This window comes from Brachyspira hampsonii 30446, from assembly GCF_000316195.1.
Taxonomy (GTDB): Bacteria; Spirochaetota; Brachyspiria; order Brachyspirales; family Brachyspiraceae; genus Brachyspira; species Brachyspira hampsonii_C.
In genome coordinates, this window is record NZ_JH994111.1 from 787,022 (window position 1) to 810,827 (window position 23,806).

The 23,806-nt window shown below is 29.0% G+C and carries 20 protein-coding genes, 1 tRNA gene and 1 pseudogene; 15 read left to right on the plus strand and 7 right to left on the minus strand.

Translation table 11 applies throughout. The annotated features are described in order from the left end of the window. Positions 1-4: 4 nt before the first annotated feature. Positions 5-451, plus strand: a complete 447-nt coding sequence (locus A966_RS08300) for a CAP domain-containing protein (protein WP_008724536.1) — start codon at positions 5-7, stop codon at positions 449-451. Between the two features lie 23 nt (positions 452-474). Continuing rightward, a complete protein-coding gene (locus tag A966_RS08305; protein ID WP_008724539.1) occupies positions 475-684 on the plus strand; it encodes a hypothetical protein in 210 nt (69 codons plus the stop codon). Positions 685-763: 79 nt separating this feature from the next. Here A966_RS08305 and A966_RS08310 read toward each other — a convergent pair whose 3' ends face one another. The 3 genes from A966_RS08310 to gltX form a co-directional block, all read right to left on the minus strand. Then, entirely contained in the window at positions 764-1,732 is a 969-nt protein-coding gene (locus A966_RS08310) for a glycosyltransferase family 32 protein (RefSeq protein WP_008724541.1), read from the minus strand. Positions 1,733-2,353: 621 nt separating this feature from the next. Then, positions 2,354-2,746 carry a response regulator gene (locus A966_RS08315; RefSeq protein ID WP_008724544.1) on the minus strand — a complete coding sequence of 131 codons (393 nt, stop codon included), beginning with the start codon at positions 2,744-2,746 and terminating at the stop codon, positions 2,354-2,356. Positions 2,747-2,763: 17 nt separating this feature from the next. Continuing rightward, the gene (gene gltX / locus A966_RS08320) at positions 2,764-4,209 is read right to left on the minus strand and encodes a glutamate--tRNA ligase (protein ID WP_008724547.1); all 1,446 of its coding nucleotides are present in this window, start codon (positions 4,207-4,209) and stop codon (positions 2,764-2,766) included. Positions 4,210-4,442: 233 nt separating this feature from the next. Here gltX and gmk point away from each other — a divergent pair, with 233 nt between their 5' ends. From gmk to A966_RS08380, 12 genes are all read left to right on the plus strand, one after another. Then, positions 4,443-4,994: a guanylate kinase gene (gene gmk / locus A966_RS08325; RefSeq protein ID WP_008724551.1), complete on the plus strand. Its 552-nt coding sequence runs from the start codon at positions 4,443-4,445 to the stop codon at positions 4,992-4,994. A 30-nt stretch (positions 4,995-5,024) separates the two neighbouring features. Next, on the plus strand, positions 5,025-5,441 hold the full coding sequence (locus A966_RS08330) for a DNA-directed RNA polymerase subunit omega (protein WP_008724553.1): 417 nt from the start codon (positions 5,025-5,027) through the stop codon (positions 5,439-5,441). Positions 5,442-5,448: 7 nt separating this feature from the next. Beyond that, positions 5,449-6,375 (plus strand): tRNA (adenosine(37)-N6)-dimethylallyltransferase MiaA, encoded by a 927-nt coding sequence (gene miaA / locus A966_RS08335; RefSeq protein WP_008724554.1) that lies wholly within the window; start codon positions 5,449-5,451, stop codon positions 6,373-6,375. A gap of 115 nt (positions 6,376-6,490) precedes the next feature. Continuing rightward, positions 6,491-6,991, plus strand: a complete 501-nt coding sequence (locus A966_RS08340; protein WP_039955727.1) for a CinA family protein — start codon at positions 6,491-6,493, stop codon at positions 6,989-6,991. 221 nt (positions 6,992-7,212) lie between these two features. After that, complete coding sequence (gene fliF, locus A966_RS08345; RefSeq protein ID WP_008724558.1) at positions 7,213-8,916, plus strand: flagellar basal-body MS-ring/collar protein FliF; 1,704 nt, start codon at positions 7,213-7,215, stop codon at positions 8,914-8,916. 47 nt (positions 8,917-8,963) lie between these two features. Beyond that, entirely contained in the window at positions 8,964-9,995 is a 1,032-nt protein-coding gene (gene fliG, locus A966_RS08350) for a flagellar motor switch protein FliG (RefSeq protein ID WP_008724563.1), read from the plus strand. 40 nt (positions 9,996-10,035) lie between these two features. Then, a complete protein-coding gene (gene fliH, locus A966_RS08355; RefSeq protein ID WP_008724565.1) occupies positions 10,036-10,938 on the plus strand; it encodes a flagellar assembly protein FliH in 903 nt (300 codons plus the stop codon). Between the two features lie 34 nt (positions 10,939-10,972). Continuing rightward, positions 10,973-12,430, plus strand: coding sequence for a FliI/YscN family ATPase (locus A966_RS08360; RefSeq protein WP_039955729.1), 1,458 nt, complete (start codon positions 10,973-10,975; stop codon positions 12,428-12,430). A gap of 31 nt (positions 12,431-12,461) precedes the next feature. Next, positions 12,462-12,914, plus strand: coding sequence for a flagellar FliJ family protein (locus A966_RS08365; RefSeq protein WP_008724568.1), 453 nt, complete (start codon positions 12,462-12,464; stop codon positions 12,912-12,914). An 11-nt stretch (positions 12,915-12,925) separates the two neighbouring features. Further along, positions 12,926-13,657, plus strand: a complete 732-nt coding sequence (locus A966_RS08370; RefSeq protein ID WP_008724570.1) for a lytic transglycosylase domain-containing protein — start codon at positions 12,926-12,928, stop codon at positions 13,655-13,657. A 73-nt stretch (positions 13,658-13,730) separates the two neighbouring features. Continuing rightward, positions 13,731-13,803: transfer RNA gene (locus A966_RS08375), tRNA-Thr, on the plus strand. A gap of 49 nt (positions 13,804-13,852) precedes the next feature. After that, positions 13,853-15,955, plus strand: coding sequence for a 6-bladed beta-propeller (locus A966_RS08380; RefSeq protein ID WP_008724572.1), 2,103 nt, complete (start codon positions 13,853-13,855; stop codon positions 15,953-15,955). Positions 15,956-16,146: 191 nt separating this feature from the next. Here the strand turns inward: A966_RS08380 and A966_RS08385 are convergent. From A966_RS08385 to A966_RS08395, 3 genes and pseudogenes are all read right to left on the minus strand, one after another. Beyond that, positions 16,147-17,092, minus strand: a pseudogene (locus tag A966_RS08385) (Rpn family recombination-promoting nuclease/putative transposase). 115 nt (positions 17,093-17,207) lie between these two features. Continuing rightward, positions 17,208-19,187, minus strand: coding sequence for a lysozyme inhibitor LprI family protein (locus A966_RS08390; RefSeq protein ID WP_008724574.1), 1,980 nt, complete (start codon positions 19,185-19,187; stop codon positions 17,208-17,210). Positions 19,188-19,319: 132 nt separating this feature from the next. Continuing rightward, on the minus strand, positions 19,320-20,987 hold the full coding sequence (locus A966_RS08395) for an ankyrin repeat domain-containing protein (RefSeq protein ID WP_008724576.1): 1,668 nt from the start codon (positions 20,985-20,987) through the stop codon (positions 19,320-19,322). 231 nt (positions 20,988-21,218) lie between these two features. Between A966_RS08395 and A966_RS08400 the strand changes: the two genes are divergently transcribed. Further along, positions 21,219-22,814 (plus strand): potassium/proton antiporter, encoded by a 1,596-nt coding sequence (locus A966_RS08400; protein WP_008724578.1) that lies wholly within the window; start codon positions 21,219-21,221, stop codon positions 22,812-22,814. 154 nt (positions 22,815-22,968) lie between these two features. On the opposite strand, the gene A966_RS08405 is transcribed toward A966_RS08400, so the two are convergent. Continuing rightward, entirely contained in the window at positions 22,969-23,796 is an 828-nt protein-coding gene (locus tag A966_RS08405) for a GGDEF domain-containing protein (protein WP_008724580.1), read from the minus strand. Positions 23,797-23,806 lie beyond the last annotated feature (10 nt).

The window sequence follows — 23,806 nt, forward strand, 5'->3', positions numbered from 1 at the left end:
TATTATGAAAAAAATTATTTTAATCACATTTAGTATTTTATTTTTAGCATTGCCTTTATTTTCTCAAGACCCTGAGCAGTCTGCAAAACTTCTTAAGTTAATAAATGAGGAGAGACAAAGAGCAGGGCTTGAAGCATATCAAACAAGTGAAGATTTGCAAAAAGTAGCAGCTATTAGAGCAGAAGAGATATCAAAAGTTTTTGAATCTAAAAGACCTGACGGAAGAGAAATGCATACTGTATATTTAGAAAATGGTATAAAAGTAGCTTATTACGGAGAATCTATAAGAACGGGATATGAAACAGCAAGCGGTATATTCAAAGCTATGATTGAAGACCCAAGCGATTCTTCTTCTATATTAGATATGGATTATACTCATATTGGCATTGGAATATATAAGAATGCTAAAAATACTTATTGGGCTATACTTTACTGTTCATTAGCAGAATAAAATATTTTAGGAGTGAAAACTTTATGAAAAAAATTATTTTTATTTTTTGTATAATATTTTCAATGATTTTTGTATCTTGTGAAGATGATAAGGTTGAAAAAAGTATAGATAAAGTTACTGACAAGATAGAAAAGTCAATGGATAAAGCCGAAGAAAATATGGAAAAAGCTGGTGAAAAGGCTGAAAAGGCATTAGATGAAGCAGGAGAAAAGATAGAGAATCTTTTTGATTGATTTGTTATATTTTGCTATGAAAATAAAAAAGGCTTAAGTTTTTAATAAACTCAAGCCTTTTATTATTATTTATTTATAACTATTTATTATTTTTTAGTATATTATCAAATTCTTCATTAAATTTATTAAATAATGAATTTTGTTCTGCTTTCGTATTCCATTGATTATGCCAATGATATGCATAACATCCGCTGAAGAATTCTTTATATGATGTTATATTTCCAGAATAATTTTGAAAAAAATCTTCAAAAGATAATATTGGATAGTCGTATTTAGTTTTATCTGTTATATTCCAAATAGGATCAAAATAAGAACAAGGAAGCACTGTCAAATCTTCTAATTCTTTATTTGAATAATTGAATATCACCCAAGGTAAAACAGATTGATGTATTTTTATTAAAGTATCAGTTTTCTCTATTATTTTTTTATCATTAAAAAACAATATTGCTGTATTAGCATAAGGCTGTTTTTCCCACTGATAACAAAAACTATTATTTAGTATATTAGAAAAATCTCTTAAAAATAATACATCTAAATCAAAATATATTATTCCATCATATTTGTTTTCAAGTAGATACTTATATGGTATTAATAATCTGAATGCATCTGCTCTAGCTGGTAAATTTTTTTTTTGATTAAATATATAATCAAATTTTTCAAAGCATGTATTTTTTATTTCTATTTTAGGATTGTAAGTTTTTATTTCAATATAATTTTCTATTTCTTTAATATATTTGTTATTTAAATTATCTTTTGTAGTCTTTTTATCAATCCATAAGTATACTTTTTTATTATTTTGAGTGCATAAAAGAGATTTTATTGAAAAAACATGTTTTTCATTTATTTTTCCGTACCAATAGGCATGATATGAAATGTTTTTTGTGTTTACAGCACCATCATCTATATTATTTTTTAAAAACTCCAATGCATATTCATTGTCATTGTATAATTTTTCATCATTGATATGTTTAAAGTTTGTATATGGTGAACCTGAAGAAGGCTGATTTGGAAATTTCGCTTTCTTATATAACTTACCTAATAGGAACATATATTCCTCCATAAAAGCAAAATGGAATGATTGTTTTTTTATCAACCTCAAACTTATAGTTTAGAATAATAAAATTATACATATATTTTATTATATATCATATATCTTATTATGTCAATTTTTTAATATTTTTATAAAAGTATAAAGTACTTTACAAACAATTTTATGCTAAATTATTAGACTTGTTTCAAAAGTACTTGACAAATAATTTTATGAGTTTGTTATTTTATGGTAAATTGTATAATATTAGTTGTTATACCAATAGTATGTTTTACATGTTGTATAATTTATCGTTTTTAATATATAAATATGCAGTCTTTTTGCTTCTTTGGGTCACCAAAAGAAGTGGGGGTGCGGGGGCTAGTCCCCGCAATTATAAATAAAAATAGTTTTGAAACAAGTCTATTATAATAATAAATGTTTTTGAATATTGTATTCTAATATACTATTTTTAATTGCTATAAATAGTTATTAAAATAGTTTTGAAATAACTCTATTATAAAATATATTATTAATAAATATTATTTAAAATAGCATTATAGAATCTTATGAATATAATAAGAAAAAGGCTTTAAGTTTTTTATGAAACTCAAGCCTTTTTTATTTTTATAATGAAATTAATTATTTATTTTCCTGATCTTTCTTATATTCTATAGCTTCATTTACTATAGGAATTAATATGTCAAAATCCAATGGTTTTTCTATTAGTCTGAAAACACCCTCGGCAATAATCTCTTTTACCATTTCAGTATTACCATAAGCTGTAATTATTATAATAGGTATAGAACTTTTTCTTTTTTTCATTTCTCTTATAAGAGCAAGCCCTGTCATAGAAGGCATTAGCAAATCTGTAATAATAACATCAACAGGGTTATGTTCTAATATAGTTATAGCTGATTTACCATTTTCTGCTGTAACGATTTCAAAATCATGAGGCTCAAAAGTATATTTAATAAGATTCCTAATAGATTCTTCATCATCTACAGCAAGTATTAAAGGTTTACCATTAATCATATTTTACCCCAATTATATTAAATGTATTTAGATAATCTGTATAGAACATTTTTTTTGCCCAGAAGCTCACATATATGAGATAATTCGCTTCCTGCGGCACTTCCTGTTAATACATAGCGTATTGGGTGATATAGATTAGGACCTTTTAATCCTGTTTCTTTCTGAGCTTTTTTAATGAGGGCTTTCATATATTCATCAGTGATTTCATCAGTATTTTCTATGTCATTTTTAATGAATTGAAGAAGTTTTTTGCTTTCTTCTTTATTTACAGCTTCTTTCATTTCATCTGTAAGTTCAAAATCATTTTCAAAGAAAACAGGAACATATTTTACAATATCTGATAAAACAACGCAGTTATGTCTTATAACGGATACTAATTTTTTAGCCCAAGCATGTTCTTCTTCAGTATAATTTTCTTTTAAAAATCCGCTTTTTACTAGATATGGTATGAATAGTTCAGTAATTTCATCTAAATTTGTATTTTTAATATGCCAAGCATTCAAATGCCTTAATTTAGCAGTATCAAAGATTGCAGGACTTTTAGAGAAACGGTCTAATTTAAAAGCTTTAATCATATCATCATCAACCATAGTCTCTAAAGCATCTGGGTGAGTCCAGCCAAGCAATGCTAAGAAGTTTCTCATAGCCTGAGGGAGGAATCCCTCATCTTTATATTCCATTAAAGTTGCAGCGCCATGTCTTTTTGATAATTTTTTTCTGTCATTACCAAGTATTGAAGAAGTATGAGCAAATCTAGGAACTTCAGAACCTAATGCCTCATATATAAGTATTTGTTTAGGAGTATTTGATATATGATCTTCTCCTCTTATTACATGAGAAATTTTCATAAGCATATCATCTATAACAACAGCATAGTTGTAAGTAGGAAATCCATTCTCTCTTACGATAATGATATCACCTATTTCATCACTATTTGTCTTTACAACGCCCCTTACATAGTCATTAAAAGTAATTGTTTGATTTTTTGGAACTCTGAATCTTATTTTAGCAGGCTCTCCATTAGCAACCCTTCTTTTAGCCTCTTCTAAAGGTATATCCCTGCATTTGCCGTCATAAATAATAGGCTGATTGAGAGTTCTCTGCATATTAGATTTTTTTTCTAATTCTTCGGAAGTACAAAAACAATAGTATGCTTTACCTTCTTCCATTAGTTTTTCAGTGTATTTTTTATATATATCAAGTCTTTCAGACTGAAAATACGGACCGTAATCTCCTCCTACTTCAGGACCTTCGTCCCAATCTATTCCAAGCCATTTTAATGATTTTATAGCCATGTCAACAGCTTCTTTAGTGCTTCTTTCTTGGTCTGTATCTTCTATTCTTAAAATTAATTTTCCTTTTATAGCTTTGGCATACAGCCAATTAAATAATGCAGTTCTGGCATTTCCTATATGTAAAAAACCTGTTGGAGACGGAGCGAAACGAACTCTAACTTCTGACATAAAATAACCCCTTGATTTTTGAACTTGAATTATTATACATTAAAATAAATAAATATCAATTAATATAATAGTTTTATGCAGAAATAAATTTTTAAGCAAACTAGCTTATTTAATGTATGATATGTATGATATATTAGTAGCAGATGTGTAAATATATGAATATTTTTAATATAAAACTTGAAATATTTTTATTAATATAATATAATAAGATGCAATTCTATATTTGGTGTATTATGAGCAATATCGTTGTTATTACAGCCCCTTCAGCAGCCGGCAAAACTACTTTAATAAAGAAGTATATGGCTAATCATTCGAATGCAGTTTTCAGTGTTTCGCATACCACTAGAACTAAAAGAGAAAATGAAGTTGACGGTAAAGACTATTATTTCATAGATAAAGAAAAATTCGAGGCTATGATATCTGATGGAGAGTTCATAGAATGGGCATTAGTTCATGATAATTATTACGGAACTTCATTTAGGGAATTAGAAAAAGCTGATGATGAAAATAATATTTTGATACTAGATATAGATATTCAAGGTGCCTTATATATAAAAGAAAAAGGAATAGAGGCTAATTATATATTCATAACTCCTCCTTCTATGGAAATTCTAAAAAAAAGACTAGAAGATAGAGGAACTGAAACTGAAGAAAGTATAAAACTCAGAATTTGGAATGCCAAAAGAGAATTAGAATATAAAGATCAATTTGATGTTATCATAGAAAATGATGATATTGAAGAAGCTTATAAAAAATTAGAAGAAGCAATCAATTCAAAATTATAAATTTAAATTATATATAATGGAGTTTAATATATGGGTATAATACCGTTAGAGAAACTTATAGAATATAAAGGAAACCGCTATGAACTTAGCAAAGCTATGATTGAATTAGCTAAAAACGGCGGTACGCTTCTTAAAGGTGAAACTAAATACAGAGGCGGAAAATATATACCTACTGTTATGAAGAACATACTTGACGGAAAAATTAAGTATGAATATGAAGAAGGTGTAGATATGATTGTAGATGAAGAAGCACCTTTTAAACATTCTGAGGCTGCTTATGATGAAAGTGAATATGCTTCAGAAGATGATTCTTCAGAAGAGGAAAATGATTCTGAATATGCAGCTTCCGATTCAGATGATGCCGATGATGATTATGATGACGATTATTCTGAAGATGAAGAAAAATCCAAAAAGAAGAAAAAATCTTCAAAGAAAAAAGATGAATAAATAAATAGTGAAAAAGATAGTATTTATATCAGGGGCAACAGCTTCAGGTAAAAGCAGTTTTGCCCATAAATTAATAGATAACTATTTCAATAATGCCGCCATAATATCTATAGACTCCATACAAGTTTATAGATATATGGATATAGGCTCTGCCAAACCTTCCAATCAAGAAATAAAAAAATACAATTATAAAATGGTAGATATATTAGAACCTTCAGTCAATTTTAATATAAAAGAATACCTTGATATATTTAAAAATGTAATAAACAGCATAGATAATGTTCCTATATTCGGTGTTGGAGGTACAGGTTTTTATATAGATGCTATAAAGTATGGTATTTTTGATGAAGAAAATGATAATCAGGAATCCTCGCAAAAAATTAGAAAAGAGCTTTATAAAAGAATAGATAGATACGGACTTGAAAGTTTATATTTAGAACTTTTGAGTATAGATAAAGAGGCTGCTGAAAATATAGACAGATTTAATGCAAGACGAGTTGTAAGGGCTTTGGAAGTTTATTATAATACAGGAAAAAAATTCTCTGAGTTAAAAAAATTAAGAAAACCTGTAATTGATTTGAATTATTTAAGCTATGTTATCGATATTGATAGAGAAACTCTTTATGATAATATTAATAAGCGAGTTGATATAATGTTTGAAAAAGGCTTACTTGATGAGGTAAAAAGAATTATTGATATGGGAATAAATAATACTTATACATCAATGCAGGCTATTGGTTATAAGGAGATTTATGATTATTTAATTAATCAATCTATGAGTTTAGAAGATACTGTTGAGCTTATAAAAAAAAGAACTAGAAATTTTGCTAAAAGACAGCTTACTTGGTTTAGAAGAGAAGAGCATAGAAGAATAAATGAAAATGATTTGCATAAAACTGCAGATGAAATAAAAAAATTTTACAATATAAATTAAAAATTATAATATATAAAAAATAATTTTGACAAAGAATAAAAAATATTTATAATTATATTATATTAAAATTTAGGTGTTAATTATGAATAATGAAACAAGTGAAATAAATGAAGTAATGAAAGCCATAGAATCAAAATCAATAGAAGAAAAATCTATTGAAGTTGTAAAACTTTTAATAAATAGAAAATTAAAGATAACATCAGCCGAATCATGTACAGGCGGATTATTTGCTTCAAGCATAACATCAGTTGCAGGTTCTTCTGAATGTTTTGAAGGTTCTTTCGTAACTTATTCCAATGAAATTAAGCATAGGATTATAAATGTTAAGAAGCAGACATTAGAAAAATACGGAGCTGTAAGTGAAGAATGCGTATTAGAAATGGCAGAAAATACTAGAAAAATAATGAAAAGTGATATATCAATAGCAATAAGCGGAATAGCAGGACCTTCAGGCGGAAGCGATGAAAAACCTGTTGGTTTGGTGTGGATATGTATAGCAGCAGAGGGCTATATTAAGGCTTATAAAAATATATTTTCAGGTGACAGACAATCAGTAAGGGAACAAAGCGTGTTATTTTCTTTGAGTTTAGCTGAGAATTTTATAAAAAAATGTTAGTCTATAATAACATTAATATTAAATGATTAAATTTAAGAAAAAATTCTAAAAAGTCCAATATAAATTTGAAAAATATTATGTTTACTTGTTGACAAAAATAATTATGTAAACTAATATTCATAAAAAAAGAAAAATAGTTATGTAACCTCATAATTTTTTCATAAAGTAAACATAACTATATCCGATAAATTCTAAAGATAACTTTTATTAGGTGGTTTCTAATGCAGGACTTTATAAATAAATTAACAAGTCAAATAAAGAATATTTTTGCTAAAACAACAACATTGCAAAAAGCCGTTTTAATAGGTATTTTAGTAATAGGTCTAGGAGCAATAATAGCAACAATAATGCTTACATCAAGAAGAACAGGAACATTATTGTTTCAGCAGCCATTGACTCAGGAAGATGCTAGAAATGTTATAGCAGTTTTGGATGCAAATAACATAAGATATCAATACAGAAACGGATTCATTACACTTAATAGCGAAGCTGATAAGGCTAAAGCAGAATTAGAATTAGTAAAAGAGGGAAGAATGCCTACAGGAGTTGACGGCTGGGAATTATTTGATGCCCCTCGTATCGGTATAACAGATGTTGAACTTGATATTAATAAAAGAAGATCATTAACTAAAGCTATAACTCAGCTTTTAACTAAATTAGACTTTGTACAGGAAGCTACAGTTGATTTGGCATTTCCTAAAAAAGAATATTTAACAGATATAGATTCACCTGTTACAGCATCAGTAGTTATTAGAGCACAGCCTTTTAAAGAGGATATTTTAAGAGATCCTAAAACAGTGAGAGGCTTGCAGCAATTAATAGCAATGGGTGTTGATAAATTAAAACCAGAGTATGTAACAATTACAGACAGTACAGGTTATGTATTAACTGACTTTACAGATGAAGCTGCAAATTTAAAATTAAAAGTAGCTCAGGAAGAGTTAAAAATAGTTGACAGAGAAAGAAAAAAGATAGAAAATAAAATAAGACAAACATTAGGAAGAATATATACTAACAGAGTAGAAACAACAATAGCATTAGAACTTATATGGGACGATGTTAGTATAACAAATAATTTAGTTCTTCCAATCATATTGAAAGAAGATGATCCTACAACACCTTATGATGATAGTCAGTTTACTAATAAGGTTCAAGTATCAAGCCGTACAGTAACAGAGGATTGGAAAGGTCAGCAATTTATACCTCAAGGTGCTGCAGGTGCTGAAGAGAATGTACCTCCGGGATATAAAGATAAAAGCGACAGATGGCAGACATATACAAAAACTGATTCGCAGGACAATTATGAATTAAGCAAAAGATATGAAGCTATCAAGAAAGGAAGTTATCAAATAGGAAAAATATCTGCTGCAGTTGCTTTAGACGGAAGATGGACTAAGGCTTATGATCAGAATGGAGATCCTATCATAACTAATGGAAATAGTTATGTGAGAGAGTATCACCCTGTAACTACAGAGGAGATAAGAAATGTTACATCATTGGTACAGGCTGCTATTGGTTACGATTTGAAAAGAGGAGACCAAGTAAGTGTAACACATATTCAGTTTGACCATTGGGATAGATTTAATGCTGAAGATGCCAAACTTATGCGTGACAGATTTATAAGAAAGACATTAATCATAACAATGATTTCTTTACTTATACTGTTTGTATTAGCATTAGCAATAAGAGCTATACAGAAAGAACTTGCTAGAAGACGCAGACTTAGAGAAGAAGAGCTTGAACGCAAACAGATGGAAATGCGCAGACAGGCTATGATGAATGCTAATGAAGAGCCTATAAGCGAAATGAGTTTAGAAGATGCAGCTCGTAAGAAACTTATGGACGAAGTTATAAGAGTAAGTCATGAAAGACCTGATGATGTTGCTCAGTTGCTTCGTACTTGGATGGCTGATGATAAAAGCTAATTAATGTAAATAATAAAATTGAGTATAATAAAAATTAGGAGTAAATTATGCCTGCAGAGAAAGAAAAAGATAAAAAACAACGAGTGCTAAGCGGCCGTCAAAAAGTTGCTATATTTTTAGTATCTCTCGGAATGGAAACTTCAAGTGAAATATTTAAACATTTGAGAGAGGAAGAAATAGAGCAGATAACATTTGATATCGCGAGACTTGAAAATATAGAATCCGCTGATAAGGATGCAGTATTTAGAGAATTCCAAGAGATGATGATAGCTCAGGACTTTATCACTCAAGGCGGTATAGATTATGCAAGAGACTTGCTTGAAAGATCTGTGGGTAGTCAGAAAGCCAGCGATATAATCAATAGATTAACTTCTTCATTACAGGTAAGACCTTTTGATTTTATACGCCGTACAGACCCTGCACACTTGCTTAACTTCATACAGGGTGAGCACCCTCAGACTATAGCACTTATTTTGGCTTATTTGGAAGCCCAGAAAGCTGCTAGTATATTGGGAGCTTTGCCTACAGAGATTCAGCCTGATGTAGCTAAAAGAATTGCTATAATGGACAGAACATCTCCGGAAGTTTTAAGAGAGGTTGAAAGGGTACTTGAGAGAAAACTTTCTACTCTTGCTAGTGAAGACTTTACTTCTGCCGGCGGTATTGACTCTATAGTAGAAATTATTAACAGTGTTGATAGATCTACTGAGAAAAGTATTATTGAGAGTTTGGAAGAGGATGATCCGGAACTTGCAGAAGAGATTAAGAAGCGTATGTTTGTATTCGAAGATATTGTATTGCTTGATGACAGAGCTATACAGAAGGTACTTCGTGAGGTTGATTCAAGCGATTTGGCTAAGGCACTTAAAAGTGTTGATACTGATGCTCAGGATAAAGTTTACAGAAACATGTCCAAACGCGCTGCGGCATTGCTTAAAGAGGATATGGACTTTATGGGACCTGTTCGTCTTAAAGATGTTGAAGAAGCTCAGCAGAAAATCGTTAATATTATTCGTAAGCTTGAAGAGCAAGGTGATATCGTTGTTGCCCGTGCCGGTGAAGATGAAATGGTTGTGTGATTTTTTAGGATAATAATATAATAATAATTGGGAGTAAATTATGCCAGAAAAGGTTTTTAAATCCAGAAGTATTGTTGAACTTACTCAGAAAGTAAATATTGCTGTACCTCATCATAAATCGCAGGAAGAATTAGATTATGAAGAGGCCCAAGAAGAATACAAAGGTCCTTCTATTGAAGAGATTGAAGCTGAGATTGCAGGACTTAGAGCCCAATGGGAAGAAGATCTAAGAGATATGAGAAGAAAGGCCGTTGATGAGGCAGACAGAATTATTGAAGATGCTAAAACACAGGCTTTTGAGATATTTAAATCCAAGCAAAATGAAGCACATGTTATTTCTGAGCAGGCTAAAGTTGATGCTTCAAGAATAATACAAGATGCTAATGCTGAAAAAGAAAAAATACAAAGCGAATCTGAATCTATAAAAGATGCAGCATACAAAGAAGGTTATGCAAAAGGATATGATGAAGGTTTTGAAAAATCTTTCTCTGACAGCAATAATGATTTAATAAAATTAACAGAAAAGATGAAAAAAATCTTGGCAGAAACTATTAATAAAAGAAATGAAATAATAGATGCAGCAGAATCTCAAGTTATTGAAGTAGCCGTACTTATAGCTAAACGCGTAGTAAAAATGCTTACAGAAAGAGATAAAGGTATAGTTATTAGAAATATTCAGGAAGCTTTAAGGAGAATTAAAGGAAGAACAAAAATCACTATCAGAGTTAATATTGATGATTTGGAAGTTTCTGCTAGACATAAAGATGAGTTTTATCAAATGCTTGATAAGATTGAGGGTGTAACAGTATTGGAAGACCCTAATGTTGATGTAGGCGGCTGTATGATAGAAACTGACTTCGGAGATATTGATGCTAGAATAAATACTCAATTAAATGAAATAGAAACTGCTATTAAAGAAGTAGAGCCTATAAAAGGTTTCTAATTTGTAATAATTTATTTTAGGGCTTGATAATATGATGGTTAAAGATGAAAATGTAGATTTTGATAAAGAAGTAAAAAAGACATTTGAGAAATATAGAAAAGTAGTTGATGATGTAGCTTTATTAAAATCTTACGGAAAAGTTAAAGAAGTTATAGGTTCATTGGTAATTAGCGAAGGACCTTTCTGCCGGCTTGGCGATATGTGCCGTATATATATGAATGATAATACTTATGTTGATGCTGAGGCTATAGGTTTTAGAAATCAAGATGTATTATTGGCTACTTACGGACCTGTTAATGGAATAACTTTCGGTAATATGGTTTATTCTTTTGAAAGACCATTATCTGTCATGTGCTGCGATGAGATATTAGGTACAGTTCTCGATGCCAGAGGGAAACCTCTTGCAGGGGGCGGACATAATTTTTATGAAACACCTGTTCCTGTATCGCATAATGCTGTAAACCCTATGAACAGACCTAGAATAAAAAAGCATATACAGACAGGGGTGAGAGCTATAGACGGACTTCTTACTGTAGGACAGGGGCAGCGTATGGCTATAATGAGCGGTACGGGTGTAGGTAAATCTACACTTTTGTCTATGATAGCTAGAAATACTAATGCTGATGTTAATGTTATAGCATTAATTGGTGAAAGAAGAAGAGAGGTAAGAGATTTTATAGAAAGAGACCTTGGAGAAGAGGGATTAAAAAGAAGCATATTAGTAGTTGCTACAAGCGATGATGCTCCGCTTTTGAGAGTGCGTGCTGCTTATACTGCCACTACCATAGCTGAATACTTCAGAGATAAAGGCAAGAATGTTATGTTTATGGTTGACTCTGTAACTCGTTTTGCTTTGGCTCAAAGAGAGATAGGGCTTTCAAGAGGCGAGCCTCCTACAACCAGAGGTTATACTCCAAGTGTATTTTCTGAACTTGCTAAACTTTTGGAGCGTACTGGTACTTCTAATAAAGGAACTATTACTGCTTTTTATAATGTATTAGTTGAAGGTGATGATTTGGACGAACCTATTACTGATACTGTTAGAGGTATATTAGACGGGCATATAGTTTTATCAAGAGATTTAGCCAATAGAGGGCATTTTCCTGCTATTGATGTTAATAAAAGCATATCGAGGATTATGAATGAAGTAGTTTCCAATATGCATAAAAAGGCAGCAAGAGAATTTTTAAAGATGAGTGCTGACTATAATGAGGCTAAAGAACTTATAATGATTGGCGGTTATGCTAAGGGCAGTATGCCTGATGTTGACAGAGCTATTGATTATAAGCCTATGATGGATAGATATTTGCAGCAAGATGTATATGAGGTTTCAAGTTTTGCTGACAGTAAAGAGGCTCTTCTATCTATGTTCTATTCTAAGGAAGAGATAGAAGAAGATTTAGTAAACAGCGGAGATGTAAAAAGAGCAGAAGAGAGAACAAATATTTCCGACAATGTAGAATATGCTAATAATGATGTTGTTATACTTTAGATAAATTAAAAATTGTTGGATTTATTTTAGTATGAAGAGATTTGATTTTAAGCTTGAGCCTTTATATAAACTTAGAAAAAATATAGAAAAGCAAAAACAGGCTGAGGTAGCTGAGGTTTCTGCTTTATATAATAAAGAAAAAGATGGAAAAGAAAGCTGCATTTCAAAAATTAATGATGGAATAAGGATAGTAGATAGTATTGAAGATGATAATGAAATGCTTACTATGAGTATTTATTTGGGAGAATATATAACGGCTTTAAACTCACAGATAACTATTCATGAAGATAATATGGCTGAAATAAGTGTGGAGCTTAGAAAAAGGCAGGAAGTTTTGCAGGAGGCTTCAAGACAGAGAAGGGCTGTTGAACTTTTGAAAGAAAAGAAATTGTTAGAATATAAAAAATTGATGAATAAAGAAGAACAAGCTAAGCTGGATGAATGGAAAAAAGAGTATATTGCCGGCGATGCTTATGAATATTAAGAGGTATTATTATGATAGAATCTGTACAAAGAATACAAGCAAGAATAGGGGAGATTCAGGAAACTTTTAATAAACTTGGATTTGCTCCTATTAATACTCCGCTTCCTTCAAAACCATTTGCTGAACATTTAAATGAAGCTATGGCTGAAAATAAAGTTAATAGTGTAGAAGCTAATAATAATTTGGACGGTTCTGTTATTAATGATACTAATAAAAAATTAGATAATGGCAAAGTTATTAATGGAGATACTTCTTCAGATGCTTTTAAAGGAAAAATATCTTTTGGAGTTTATGAAGGAAATACAAATAATTTTGCTAAGGCTATTAATGCATATAAAAAGGCTTCAGTAGAAAGTTTCCCTACTAAGTATGATGATATAATTAAAGAGGCAGCTGAAAAATATTCTTTGCCGGAGAATTTGATTAAAGCTGTTATAAAACAGGAATCAAACTATGTACCAAATGCTGTTAGTCATAAGGGTGCTGTAGGTTTGATGCAGATAATGCCGCAAACTGGTGTAGGCTTGGGTATTACAGATGAAGAAATGCTTAAAGATCCGTATACTAATATTATGGCTGGAAGCAAGTATTTATCTCAAATGTTAAACAGATATGATGGAAGACTTGATTTGTCTCTGTCTGCTTATAATGCAGGACCTAATTTGGTCGACAGACTTAAAAGGATTCCTAACATTGAGGAAACACAAAATTATGTTAAAAATATTATAGGATATATAAAGTAAAGTTAACATAACTAAAAAATAATTAGTTTGCTTGACTTTTTTATTCTGTAATTTTATAATATTTTACAAAACTGCCCGCTTAGCTCAGCAGGTAGAGCATCACCATGGTAAGGTGAGGGTCATCGGTTCAATCCCGATAGCGGGCTTTTGTTCACTATTATAAAGCAAAATATCACAAACTATAAAAGAGGATTTATGAGAATAAAACTTCTAGCGGTTATAGTTTTATTTTTAATGACTATATCGCTTTCATACACTTTCGACAAAACTCCGTATTATGTAAACACAGAAACTTATGACTCATACAGAGAGTTATTAAGAGGTGTGCATTATTATAATCAGGAACGATATGATGCATCCATAGCTAGTTTTAGAAACTCTCTTAATACAAATCCTACTGACAAGTTCATAAGATATTGGTATAGTAAGGCTTTATATAAAGCAGGATATATGTCTTTGGCGATTAATGAATGGCTTAATATTACCAGAATGGGTTATGAAGATCCTATAATACTTTCTAAAATTAATAAATATGATTCGGCGAATGTCGTTGAAGAGAAAAAGGATACTTTGAGTAATTTTATATATTTAAAAGCGTTCTCTACTAATCTTAATTTTAGAAAAAATATAAATCAGCCCATACAGATAAAAGTAATGCCTGATGGAAGTTTATATGTGTTGGATTACAGTGATTCTGCTTTGAAAAAATTTGATATTAACGGAAATTTAATTGGCAAGATATCTCATGGAAAAAGGTTAGAAAAACAGCAGACTAGCTGGTGGAGAAATGTACTTCAGTTTGTAGCTAAAGTTTATCCTTATGAAAAGTTGGAAAATCCTAGAGGTTTTGATATAGATGCAAACGGATATATATATATAGCAAATACAAAAAAAGATAAAATATTAAAATATGATTCTAATCATAATTATATTACAAATATCGGAGTATCTGGTGTAAGTAATGGACAGCTTCTTGGTCCTTCTTCAGTTGCTCTTGATAAAGATGGTAATTTATATGTTTCTGATACAGGAAATAATAGAATAGTGGTATTTGATGTTGATGGAAATTTCTTATTTAGTTTTGGAAAACTTGGTGAAAATGAAGGAGAGTTCTTTTCTCCTGCCGGAATAGCGGTTAATGAGCAATATATTTATGTTGCAGATATGGGTAATAAAAGAATACAGCAATTTGATTTGAGCGGTAACTATATTCAAACTATCAGACATAATTTATTTAATGAGCCTAGAGGTTTATCTTTTGCCAGAGATGGAAACCTTTATATAGCTGATGGAAGCAAAGTTTTTTATTATGATATAATTGAATCTGATTTTACAGTATTTAATAATTCTGAGAGATATACTGTAACTCCTACTTCTGTTGCTGAGGGGGCTAATGGAAATATATATTTGACAGATTTTATGTCTGGAAGAATAGATGTATATACTAGAAAAGAAGAGTATTATGCTAACTTGGATGTGTTTGTAGACAGGGAGTATTTGAATAGATTTCCTGTTGTTGTAGCTTCTGTTACAGTAAGAGACAGAGCTATGAATCCTGTTATTGGATTAACTCCGGAAAATTTCTTCGTTACTGAGAATTCAACTGTAGCTCATAAAGTTAATTTCTATGATGCTCCTGAATTGCATGAGTACAGATTTATATATTTGATAGAGGATAGTCTTGCTGCTAAACCTTATGAAAGTAAAATAAAAGATGAAATCAGCAACTTCACTATGAGTTTAACTAATAATGATGAAGTTTTAGTTATACATTATAATGATCAAGTTTATAAGGCTGATAATTATGATGCAAGAAATTTAAGAATACTTGAAAATGCTAATGCTTTCCATTTTACAGGTGGAATATCAGCTTTAGATGATGCTTATTATGAAGCTGTAAGACTTTCAGGAAATAGTTTCAAGAAAACTGCTATTATACATTTTTCAGTAACTAGTCCTGATGACAGAGTATTTGATATGATGAATTTTAATGATGTGGCAAGTTTCGCTAAAAATAACGCTGTATCGTTAAACCAAGTTTATATCGGTACGAATAAATCTAATTATTTCTTGGATTTAATGACTAAAAGTACTTATGGCTATATTATAAATGCTGATCACTCTATAAATTATACCGGTGAGCTTAACAAAATGAAGAATATAGATTTTGGAAGATATTTCATATATTTTAATAGTTTTAAAAATTTAGCTCAGTCGGGACAGTTTAGGGCTTTGAATGTAAAAGTACAGTATAGAGATATGTATGGTGAAGAAGAAGTTGGTTATGTAGTGCCATAATAATTTATAATAAAAAAAGGTTTTTCATAATATGTGAAAAGCCTTTTTTATTTATGTATTATAAATTGTTATTTTGAATATTAATGCTATATAATAGAGTTGTTTCAAAATTATTTATATATATGGCAAACTTATTGACTGAAATATTTATAAATTGATTTTGGTCATTTTTAGTAGAACTTAAAACACTCTTATAGTTCTTCTATTTCTTCTACACTTATCCTGTATATTTAGAGATTGTATTAAAATCTACTTTATCTTTTTTCATATTTCTAGCCATAGATATTGCTTTATTTTTTTCGCCTTGTTCTATACCTTCTTCTTTGGCTTTTTTTAGATCTAATTCTATACTCCTATCAAAGAAATATGCATCTATTTCACGCTTTTTATATTTATCCATTACAGAAGTATTATTGACGAAAGTATGGCATTTCTTTTCAACTTCTTCAAATATAGTATTTTCTTTCATTAAAACAGACATATTTTCCCACTTAAAAAATTTTACCCAAGAAATAAATTCTTTATGTATATTGTCTAAATTTTCTCTTTCATTAATATCTTCTAAATTGAATTTAGGAAGTTCAAGGCACAGCCCACCTTCGGTGCAAAATGTAATTTACAATGATCCGTTAGAATTTTATTATTGTTTAATTCTTTTAAAACATAACAGCTATGTACTTTATCTTCATCTGTTAATATAAAATTTGTAATATTTATACTTACAGTAGGTTTTAATTCATCATAAAAAGAACCTCTATTTACACTAGAACTATAATTATAAGCCCAATAATATAGAGTTCTTTTGATAAAATCTTCATTACCTCTAGCCTAAATTTCTATTAATACCGTTATTCCTGTTTCTGTAGTAGCCTTAATATCTAGGTGTCTGCCCACCTTCGGTGCCACGGATTCTTTTTCATCATAATTTTCTGCAATATTAAAAGGATTTAATATTTCTATCTTCTTAAAAGTTTCAAAATCTAAATCTTTAAATACTGCATTAATAAAGTTTAAAACTATATTTTCATTACCTGAATGCGAAAATAGATAGCGTATAAAATAGTCATTGATTCTATTTAAATTATCAACTGTAACAGGTTCATTTAATATTTGTTTTAATCTATCCAAATCTTTCATAGTATTATTATACAAAAAATAATTATAAAAGTAAAGTTCATTAAATTTAGATATTTTTAACGATAAAAAAGTGCATACATATAATGCATACACTTTTTATTGAAACTATTAAAAATTATTGTATATTCAAAATCTTAAGCATTTCAGCTTCTATTAATTTAATATCTCCTTTTGCTTCTTGAATAGCTTTTATTTCTGCTCTTCTTTGCTCCAACAATTCTTCCTGACCTTGTTTATCCAAAGTAGACCTTTTAGCAAAATACGTATCGCTTATAAGTTTGTCAGCTACTCGCAAAGTTCTGTCGGATACTATTGCTTTATCTGATGCATTCTCTGCTTTAGACATATCAAAGCTGGCATCAGTTTTTAAAGTTCCTTCAGGTACTCCATTAAGTATGCTTCCTTTCCATTCCAATTTGGGCTGATAACTATATGTAATATAATCAAAAACTTCTGCATTCTTTATTTCATTATTATCAACGAATATATCAAATGCTTCATTATTAAGAGTATCCAATAAAAGCATTTTATTTTTGCCGTTTTCTGTGTATGTTTTTTGAGTACATCCCAAATGTTGAAAATCAGGATTATTAATAAGCAGTCCTGTTTCTGAATCAAAATCTACTTCCAAATTATCTTTTAAAAGTAAAGTATAATGTGCTATACCGCCTCTTCCTGCAGAACTTGTATATTCGCCTGAAAGCATTAATTCATCCTTGCCGTCATTATTGATATCACATAAGAAGAAAGATACGCTATGCAAAGGATAATATATGTTGCTGGCCATATAAGATGAATATTGTTCTATATCAAAGTTTCCTGAATCTATAAATTTGGAGTCTTTAGTATAATCTTTCAAATCATTTGTAGAAATTGAATTAATTTTGGCAGATTCTACATTATCTATATCTCCAAGTCTGAAATTATAATTTTTTATCTCTTTAAATGAAGCATATAAATTATCTTTTATGAACTCAGGATTATAATAATGCATATTTACTAATCCGTTCATAGTGCTTTCAATTAAAAATGTATTCTTTTTAAACTCAAGTAAATTAAGGTTATTCCAACCATCATAACAATAAACGGCATTAATATTGTAATAATTTTGATAATATTCTAAATAGTCTCGTATATCATCATTAGATAATCTATTATTTACATAAGTTTTTATATATTTGTTCATTATATTTGTATTGCCTATTTCTCCTGCTATTTCTACTGAAGATAAACGGGCTGTACCTTCCAATTCAATTGAAGTTAAAGAATAATTATTTTCATTGAATAAATCTATATATCCATTATCTTTTACAATGTATCTATAGAAATTATCTTTATAAGCATCAGCAGCTAATTTTTCTGCTCTTAAAGAATCAGGAGCTTCTATTATATAATTAATTAAATTCATCTTTTGTATATAACTACTCTCATTATCATTTTTTCTCATCATCATAGCAATATTACTGCCGCCTGCTTTTTTCCATTCTGTTAAATATTTTTTCTCTTCTTCAAAATAATAAAGCGAATCGCAGGCAAAATGAGATAAGAATAATGCTAAATAAACATCAGCATCTTTTTTATTTAATTTTAATAATTCTTCTCTTGCTTTTTTTAATGCTAAATTTTGATCAACATATAAATATTCAACAGCATAATAATCATATTCATCAGGTCTATAGAAGTCTGCTTCAAAAGTAGAATGATTAACATTTGATATAAACTCTATAGAATATTTTTTTCTTTCATCATCATTGGCAAATTTCCTATTTAGAAAATCAAAATTTCTTTTTGCATATTCATTATTTTCTCTTAATTTTTTAAGCTTCTCATCAAATTTTGTTTTATCTGCTCTAACACATTTATATACATATTTCATATCAAAGAATTCTTTTTGATTATTTGTTTGTTTACTTTGATTAGCTGAAGTATTATTTTGAGTATTTTGAACTTGTGTATTGTTGTTTTGTGATGTTTGATTAGTTTGAGTATTTTGTTCTGATTGATTTGTTTCTTTATTTCCGCTGTTTCCACCGCCGCATGAAATTACAGCAATAACTAAAATAAATGCTGCAATTATAGAAATAATATTTTTCATATAGTACCCAATGTATGTATTATTGTTTTCGCATTATAAATTAAAATGAGTGAAATTTCAATTATAGAATATTAATAAAAAAGTGCGTACATATATAATGCATGCACTTTTTTATTTTATTGTTTTTTATATTTATATAGTAAGATAGTATTCTAAAGTGTCTGGATTATTTAAATGATGAAGTGCTGCTTTGTCATCTTCTTCTATAACAATATCCATAGCTGTTTTTCCTTCTTTGTTTTTAATGTTATAATCGGCTCCCATATTTATAATAACTCCTAACATACCATAACTTCCAACAACATTTTCTACGGCAACTATTAATGGAGTATCTCCGTTATCATTTTTTTTATTTACATCAGCACCGTTTTTTATCATATAGTAACAAGCATCTGTCCCAAACCAAACTTCACGTACTAAATATGTTAAAGGAGTATCTCCTGTTGCTGAACATATAGCATTTAAATCAGGCTTCAAATCAATAATATCTTTAACTAAACCAATATTACGATACTTCATTGCTATTATTAAGGGAGTATATCCATATCCGTCTTCTAAATTTATATCAGCGCCTTTCTCTGCTAAAAATTTAACCATTTCTTTATCATTTCTAGCAGCAGCTAAGCCAAGAGGTGTAATCTTATCATATTGTTTATTCAAATCAGTATCATCTTTTATAAGTTTTTCTAATGCTTTCATATCACCTTTAGATACAGCATTCATTAATTCATCATATCCGTCTATATTATTTGAATCTTCACTTGATAATAATTTTTCTATTTCATAATATTTGCTATCTTTTACTAATTCTATAGCTTCTTCTCTAGTTGTATTAGTATTAAGGTTAAAAACATCATTATCTACTAATAATTTAGTTATATCATAATTATTATACGCATAAAGCATATAATCATCAGCTGAGTTTAAATTAGCTCCTTCATCAATTAAAAATTTAGCCATTTCTATATATCCGTTTTCAGCAGCTACTTTCAAAGGAGAATCAACCCAAAATCCGTCATAAAATATCTGAGCATTTATATCTTGTCCTATAGATAATAAATATTTAACCATTTCTATGTTATTTTCTCGTACTGCTTCTGGAATTAAAGTTTCTTTTGAATCTCCTCTTTTTACAAGAAGTTTAAGTATATCAAGATTGTTGTTGCCAATAGCAATATCTGTCAAATAAGTAGAATATTCATAACCATAATCTCTATTTTTATCAAGTCCTTTATCAATTAAGATTTTAGTCATTTCAGGATTATTATTTCTAACAGCATAGTAAAGCATATCAACACCGCCTTCTGTTTCCATATCATCTACTCTGGCATTAACATCAGCACCTTCTTTTATAAGCTCTTTTGCTAAATCATTGTATCCGAATTGTACTGCCAAAAATAAAGGAGTAGAATCTTTAAATATATATTTATCACCAAAATTTGTCATTTCAGTAATTTTTCCTTCTAGTCCTTCCTCTGCTATTAGTTTTGATATTTCGTATATTGGTGCTTTATATTTATATTCATTAAGTATTTCATCTATTTTTTTATATCCTGTAGGCATAGGGTCTAACTCTGTACCTTGAATATATTCATTGGTATATTTAGTTGTATCAAAGTTAATATCAATATCTGTATTATTATTTTCATTTGTAGTTGTTGGATTGATATATACTTTATTAGTTTCTGTTTGATTAGTTTGAGTATTTTCTGTTTGTTCTGTTTCTTTATTACCGCCTCCGCAGGAAATTATAGAAATCATTAAAATAAATATTAGAATTATGGAAATAATATTTTTCATAGTAAACCGTCCATAGTATTTTGATTTTTATATCATAAATTAAAATAAGTAAAATTTCAATTATTTATTATAATATAAATATTTTTGACAAATATTATATTTTTTTATATAATGGCATACATCAAAATATTTGTTTTTAATAATCAATATGTTTTTTGAAATAACTGTTAGGTTATCAATTTATTATAATCTATATTTTTATTAAAATATTATTTACACAATGGGATTTTTATGAATATATCAATACTGCTTTCTTCTATAATTATTATTCTTTGTATAATAGTGAGTAAAATTTCAACTAAGGTTGGAGTTCCGTCTCTTTTGCTTTTTTTAGTTTTAGGTATGATATTTGGTACTGATGGGCTTTTAAAAATAGAGTTCGACGATTATAAGGTTGCTGAACAATTATGTACTATAACATTGATATTTATAATGTTTTACGGCGGATTTGGTACTAATTGGAAGGCAGCAAAACCCGTTGCAAATAAGGCATTTCTTCTATCTTTTATAGGAACATTTATAACCTCTATGATAACAGGAGCTTTATGTCATTATATTCTTAAATTCAATTTTTTTGAAAGTTTTTTAATAGGTTCTGTTATAGGTTCAACGGATGCAGCCTCTGTGTTTTCAATACTTCGTTCTAGAAATTTGAACCTTAAAGATGGACTTGCTTCATTGCTTGAGCTTGAAAGCGGAAGTAATGACCCTATGTCATATATGCTTACAGTTATATTTCTTGGACTTATAGGAAGAACTTTAACTAGTCCTCTTTCTATTTTGTATATGGTTTTTGCCCAGATAGTTTTTGCCTTGATAGTTGCAGCATTAGTATCATTTTTAGCTTATAATATGCTTAGGAAATTTAAATTTCCTGTAAACGGATTAGATACCATATTCACATTAGCAGTGGCACTTCTTTCATATTCTCTTTCTTCTACTATAGGCGGAAACGGATATTTAACAGTTTATATAGTTGGAATAGTATTAGGAAACAGCAAGATTAAGAATAAAGTTACTTTGGTTCATTTCTTTGACGGAGTTACAGGACTTATGCAAATGGTACTATTTTTCTTGTTAGGGCTTTTATCATTTCCTTCAAGAATATTCAATGTAGCTCCTACAGCTCTATATGTAGCATTATTTGTAACATTTGTGGCAAGACCTATAGCGGTATTTTCCATATTAACGCCATTTAAAGTTTCATTAAAAAAACAGATTCTTGTTATGTGGGCTGGACTTAGAGGGGCAGCTTCTATTGTATTTGCAATATTTGTAATAGTTAATAATAATTCTATAAGCTATGATATATTTCATGTAGTATTTGTACTTGCTATTTTATCCGTATTACTTCAAGGTACACTACTTCCTCTCATAGCCAAAAAGCTGGATCTTGTAGATTCTGGAGAAAATGTACTTAAAACTTTTAACGACTATGTAGATGATTCAGATATGGAGCTTATACAAGTGAAAATACCAAATAATCACCATTGGATTGGAAGACCTATAATGGAAATAGAGCTTCCAGAAGATTCAATCATAGTAACAATAGAAAGGGGAGGGGATACTATTATTCCTCATGGAAATACAATTATTGAAAAAGGAGATATTGTAATACTTAATGCTAAAAGAACAAAATATTATGATATGAGTTTAAGAGAGGTTAATATTAATAGTAATCACCCTTGGAAAAATAAGGAATTAAAGGATTTAAATCTCCCTAAAAATAATTTGGTAGTGATGATAAAAAGAGAAGGAGGAAGTGTTATACCTAGGGGAAATACTGTTATTAAAGATAAGGATATTGTTTTAATTAAAGATGTATAAATTTTTCATTTTATTTTTTACCATACTATGTATGAATGGTTATAATATATAGTATTTTTCATAAATAATCTCCCACTTTTATTTAGCTTTATTTTATAAAGCTAAATAAAAGTGACTTTTTTATTAACTATTAAGATTATTGATTCTTAATCATTTATAAATCTAATATTACAGACTTATTTCTTCCTGTTTCTTTGGCATTATATAGTGATTGATCCGCTTTATTTATAAATGTTCTTAATTCTGTATTTTTTTCTTTTATTGCTCCTCCCAAAGAAGCTGTTGCTTTAAGGGAATATTCTTCAGTAGAAAAATCAGTTTCTGTAATAAATTTTCTTATTTTCTCCATAGCATTAAAAAGTTCATTTTTATCTTGTATATCAAATACAACTATAAATTCTTCTCCGCCGTATCTTGCGAGTACAGATTTATTTTCTATTCTTTTTAGAGAATCCTTCATCACTTTTGAGGCTAATTTTAATACATGATCTCCTATATTATGACCATAAGTATCATTATAATGCTTGAATTTATCTAAATCTATTATTACTATAGAATATATTTCATCTGAAGTCTCTTTTTCTTGAAGATATTTAATAATATATCCTCTGTTGTATAGTCCTGTAAGTTTATCTCTGTTTGCTAAAAACGATAATTTTTCACTATATAGTATTATTGCAAGGTAATTAATAAGTATTAATATTTCATTTTTCTTTTTATTTGTATTTATTATTATAGAACCAAATCTATTTCCTCTTGCAGATAATATATACTCTCTATTGTTTTCTTTTTCATTGATAACTAATTTATTTTCTGATACATACCATAATCTTGATTCTGCAGTATTATCTTTATGAAAATATATTGCAAAACTTTTTACAAAATCTTTAGTACTAGCTTCAAAAGTTTTTATTATTCCATCTACAGAAAATGGTTCTGGTATTTCATTTAATATGTTTATTACTTTAATAATGTCATTCATAATGAAAGTA

Coding starts and splice junctions, on each gene's coding strand:
- A966_RS08300 (WP_008724536.1), top strand. CDS start 5: ATGAAAAAAATTATTTTAATCACATTTAGTATTTTATTTTTAGCATTG.
- A966_RS08305 (WP_008724539.1), top strand. CDS start 475: ATGAAAAAAATTATTTTTATTTTTTGTATAATATTTTCAATGATTTTT.
- A966_RS08310 (WP_008724541.1), bottom strand. CDS start 1,732: ATGTTCCTATTAGGTAAGTTATATAAGAAAGCGAAATTTCCAAATCAG.
- A966_RS08315 (WP_008724544.1), bottom strand. CDS start 2,746: ATGATTAATGGTAAACCTTTAATACTTGCTGTAGATGATGAAGAATCT.
- gltX (WP_008724547.1), bottom strand. CDS start 4,209: ATGTCAGAAGTTAGAGTTCGTTTCGCTCCGTCTCCAACAGGTTTTTTA.
- gmk (WP_008724551.1), top strand. CDS start 4,443: ATGAGCAATATCGTTGTTATTACAGCCCCTTCAGCAGCCGGCAAAACT.
- A966_RS08330 (WP_008724553.1), top strand. CDS start 5,025: ATGGGTATAATACCGTTAGAGAAACTTATAGAATATAAAGGAAACCGC.
- A966_RS08340 (WP_039955727.1), top strand. CDS start 6,491: ATGAAAGCCATAGAATCAAAATCAATAGAAGAAAAATCTATTGAAGTT.
- fliF (WP_008724558.1), top strand. CDS start 7,213: ATGCAGGACTTTATAAATAAATTAACAAGTCAAATAAAGAATATTTTT.
- fliG (WP_008724563.1), top strand. CDS start 8,964: ATGCCTGCAGAGAAAGAAAAAGATAAAAAACAACGAGTGCTAAGCGGC.
- fliH (WP_008724565.1), top strand. CDS start 10,036: ATGCCAGAAAAGGTTTTTAAATCCAGAAGTATTGTTGAACTTACTCAG.
- A966_RS08360 (WP_039955729.1), top strand. CDS start 10,973: ATGGTTAAAGATGAAAATGTAGATTTTGATAAAGAAGTAAAAAAGACA.
- A966_RS08365 (WP_008724568.1), top strand. CDS start 12,462: ATGAAGAGATTTGATTTTAAGCTTGAGCCTTTATATAAACTTAGAAAA.
- A966_RS08370 (WP_008724570.1), top strand. CDS start 12,926: ATGATAGAATCTGTACAAAGAATACAAGCAAGAATAGGGGAGATTCAG.
- A966_RS08380 (WP_008724572.1), top strand. CDS start 13,853: ATGAGAATAAAACTTCTAGCGGTTATAGTTTTATTTTTAATGACTATA.
- A966_RS08390 (WP_008724574.1), bottom strand. CDS start 19,187: ATGAAAAATATTATTTCTATAATTGCAGCATTTATTTTAGTTATTGCT.
- A966_RS08395 (WP_008724576.1), bottom strand. CDS start 20,987: ATGAAAAATATTATTTCCATAATTCTAATATTTATTTTAATGATTTCT.
- A966_RS08400 (WP_008724578.1), top strand. CDS start 21,219: ATGAATATATCAATACTGCTTTCTTCTATAATTATTATTCTTTGTATA.
- A966_RS08405 (WP_008724580.1), bottom strand. CDS start 23,796: ATGAATGACATTATTAAAGTAATAAACATATTAAATGAAATACCAGAA.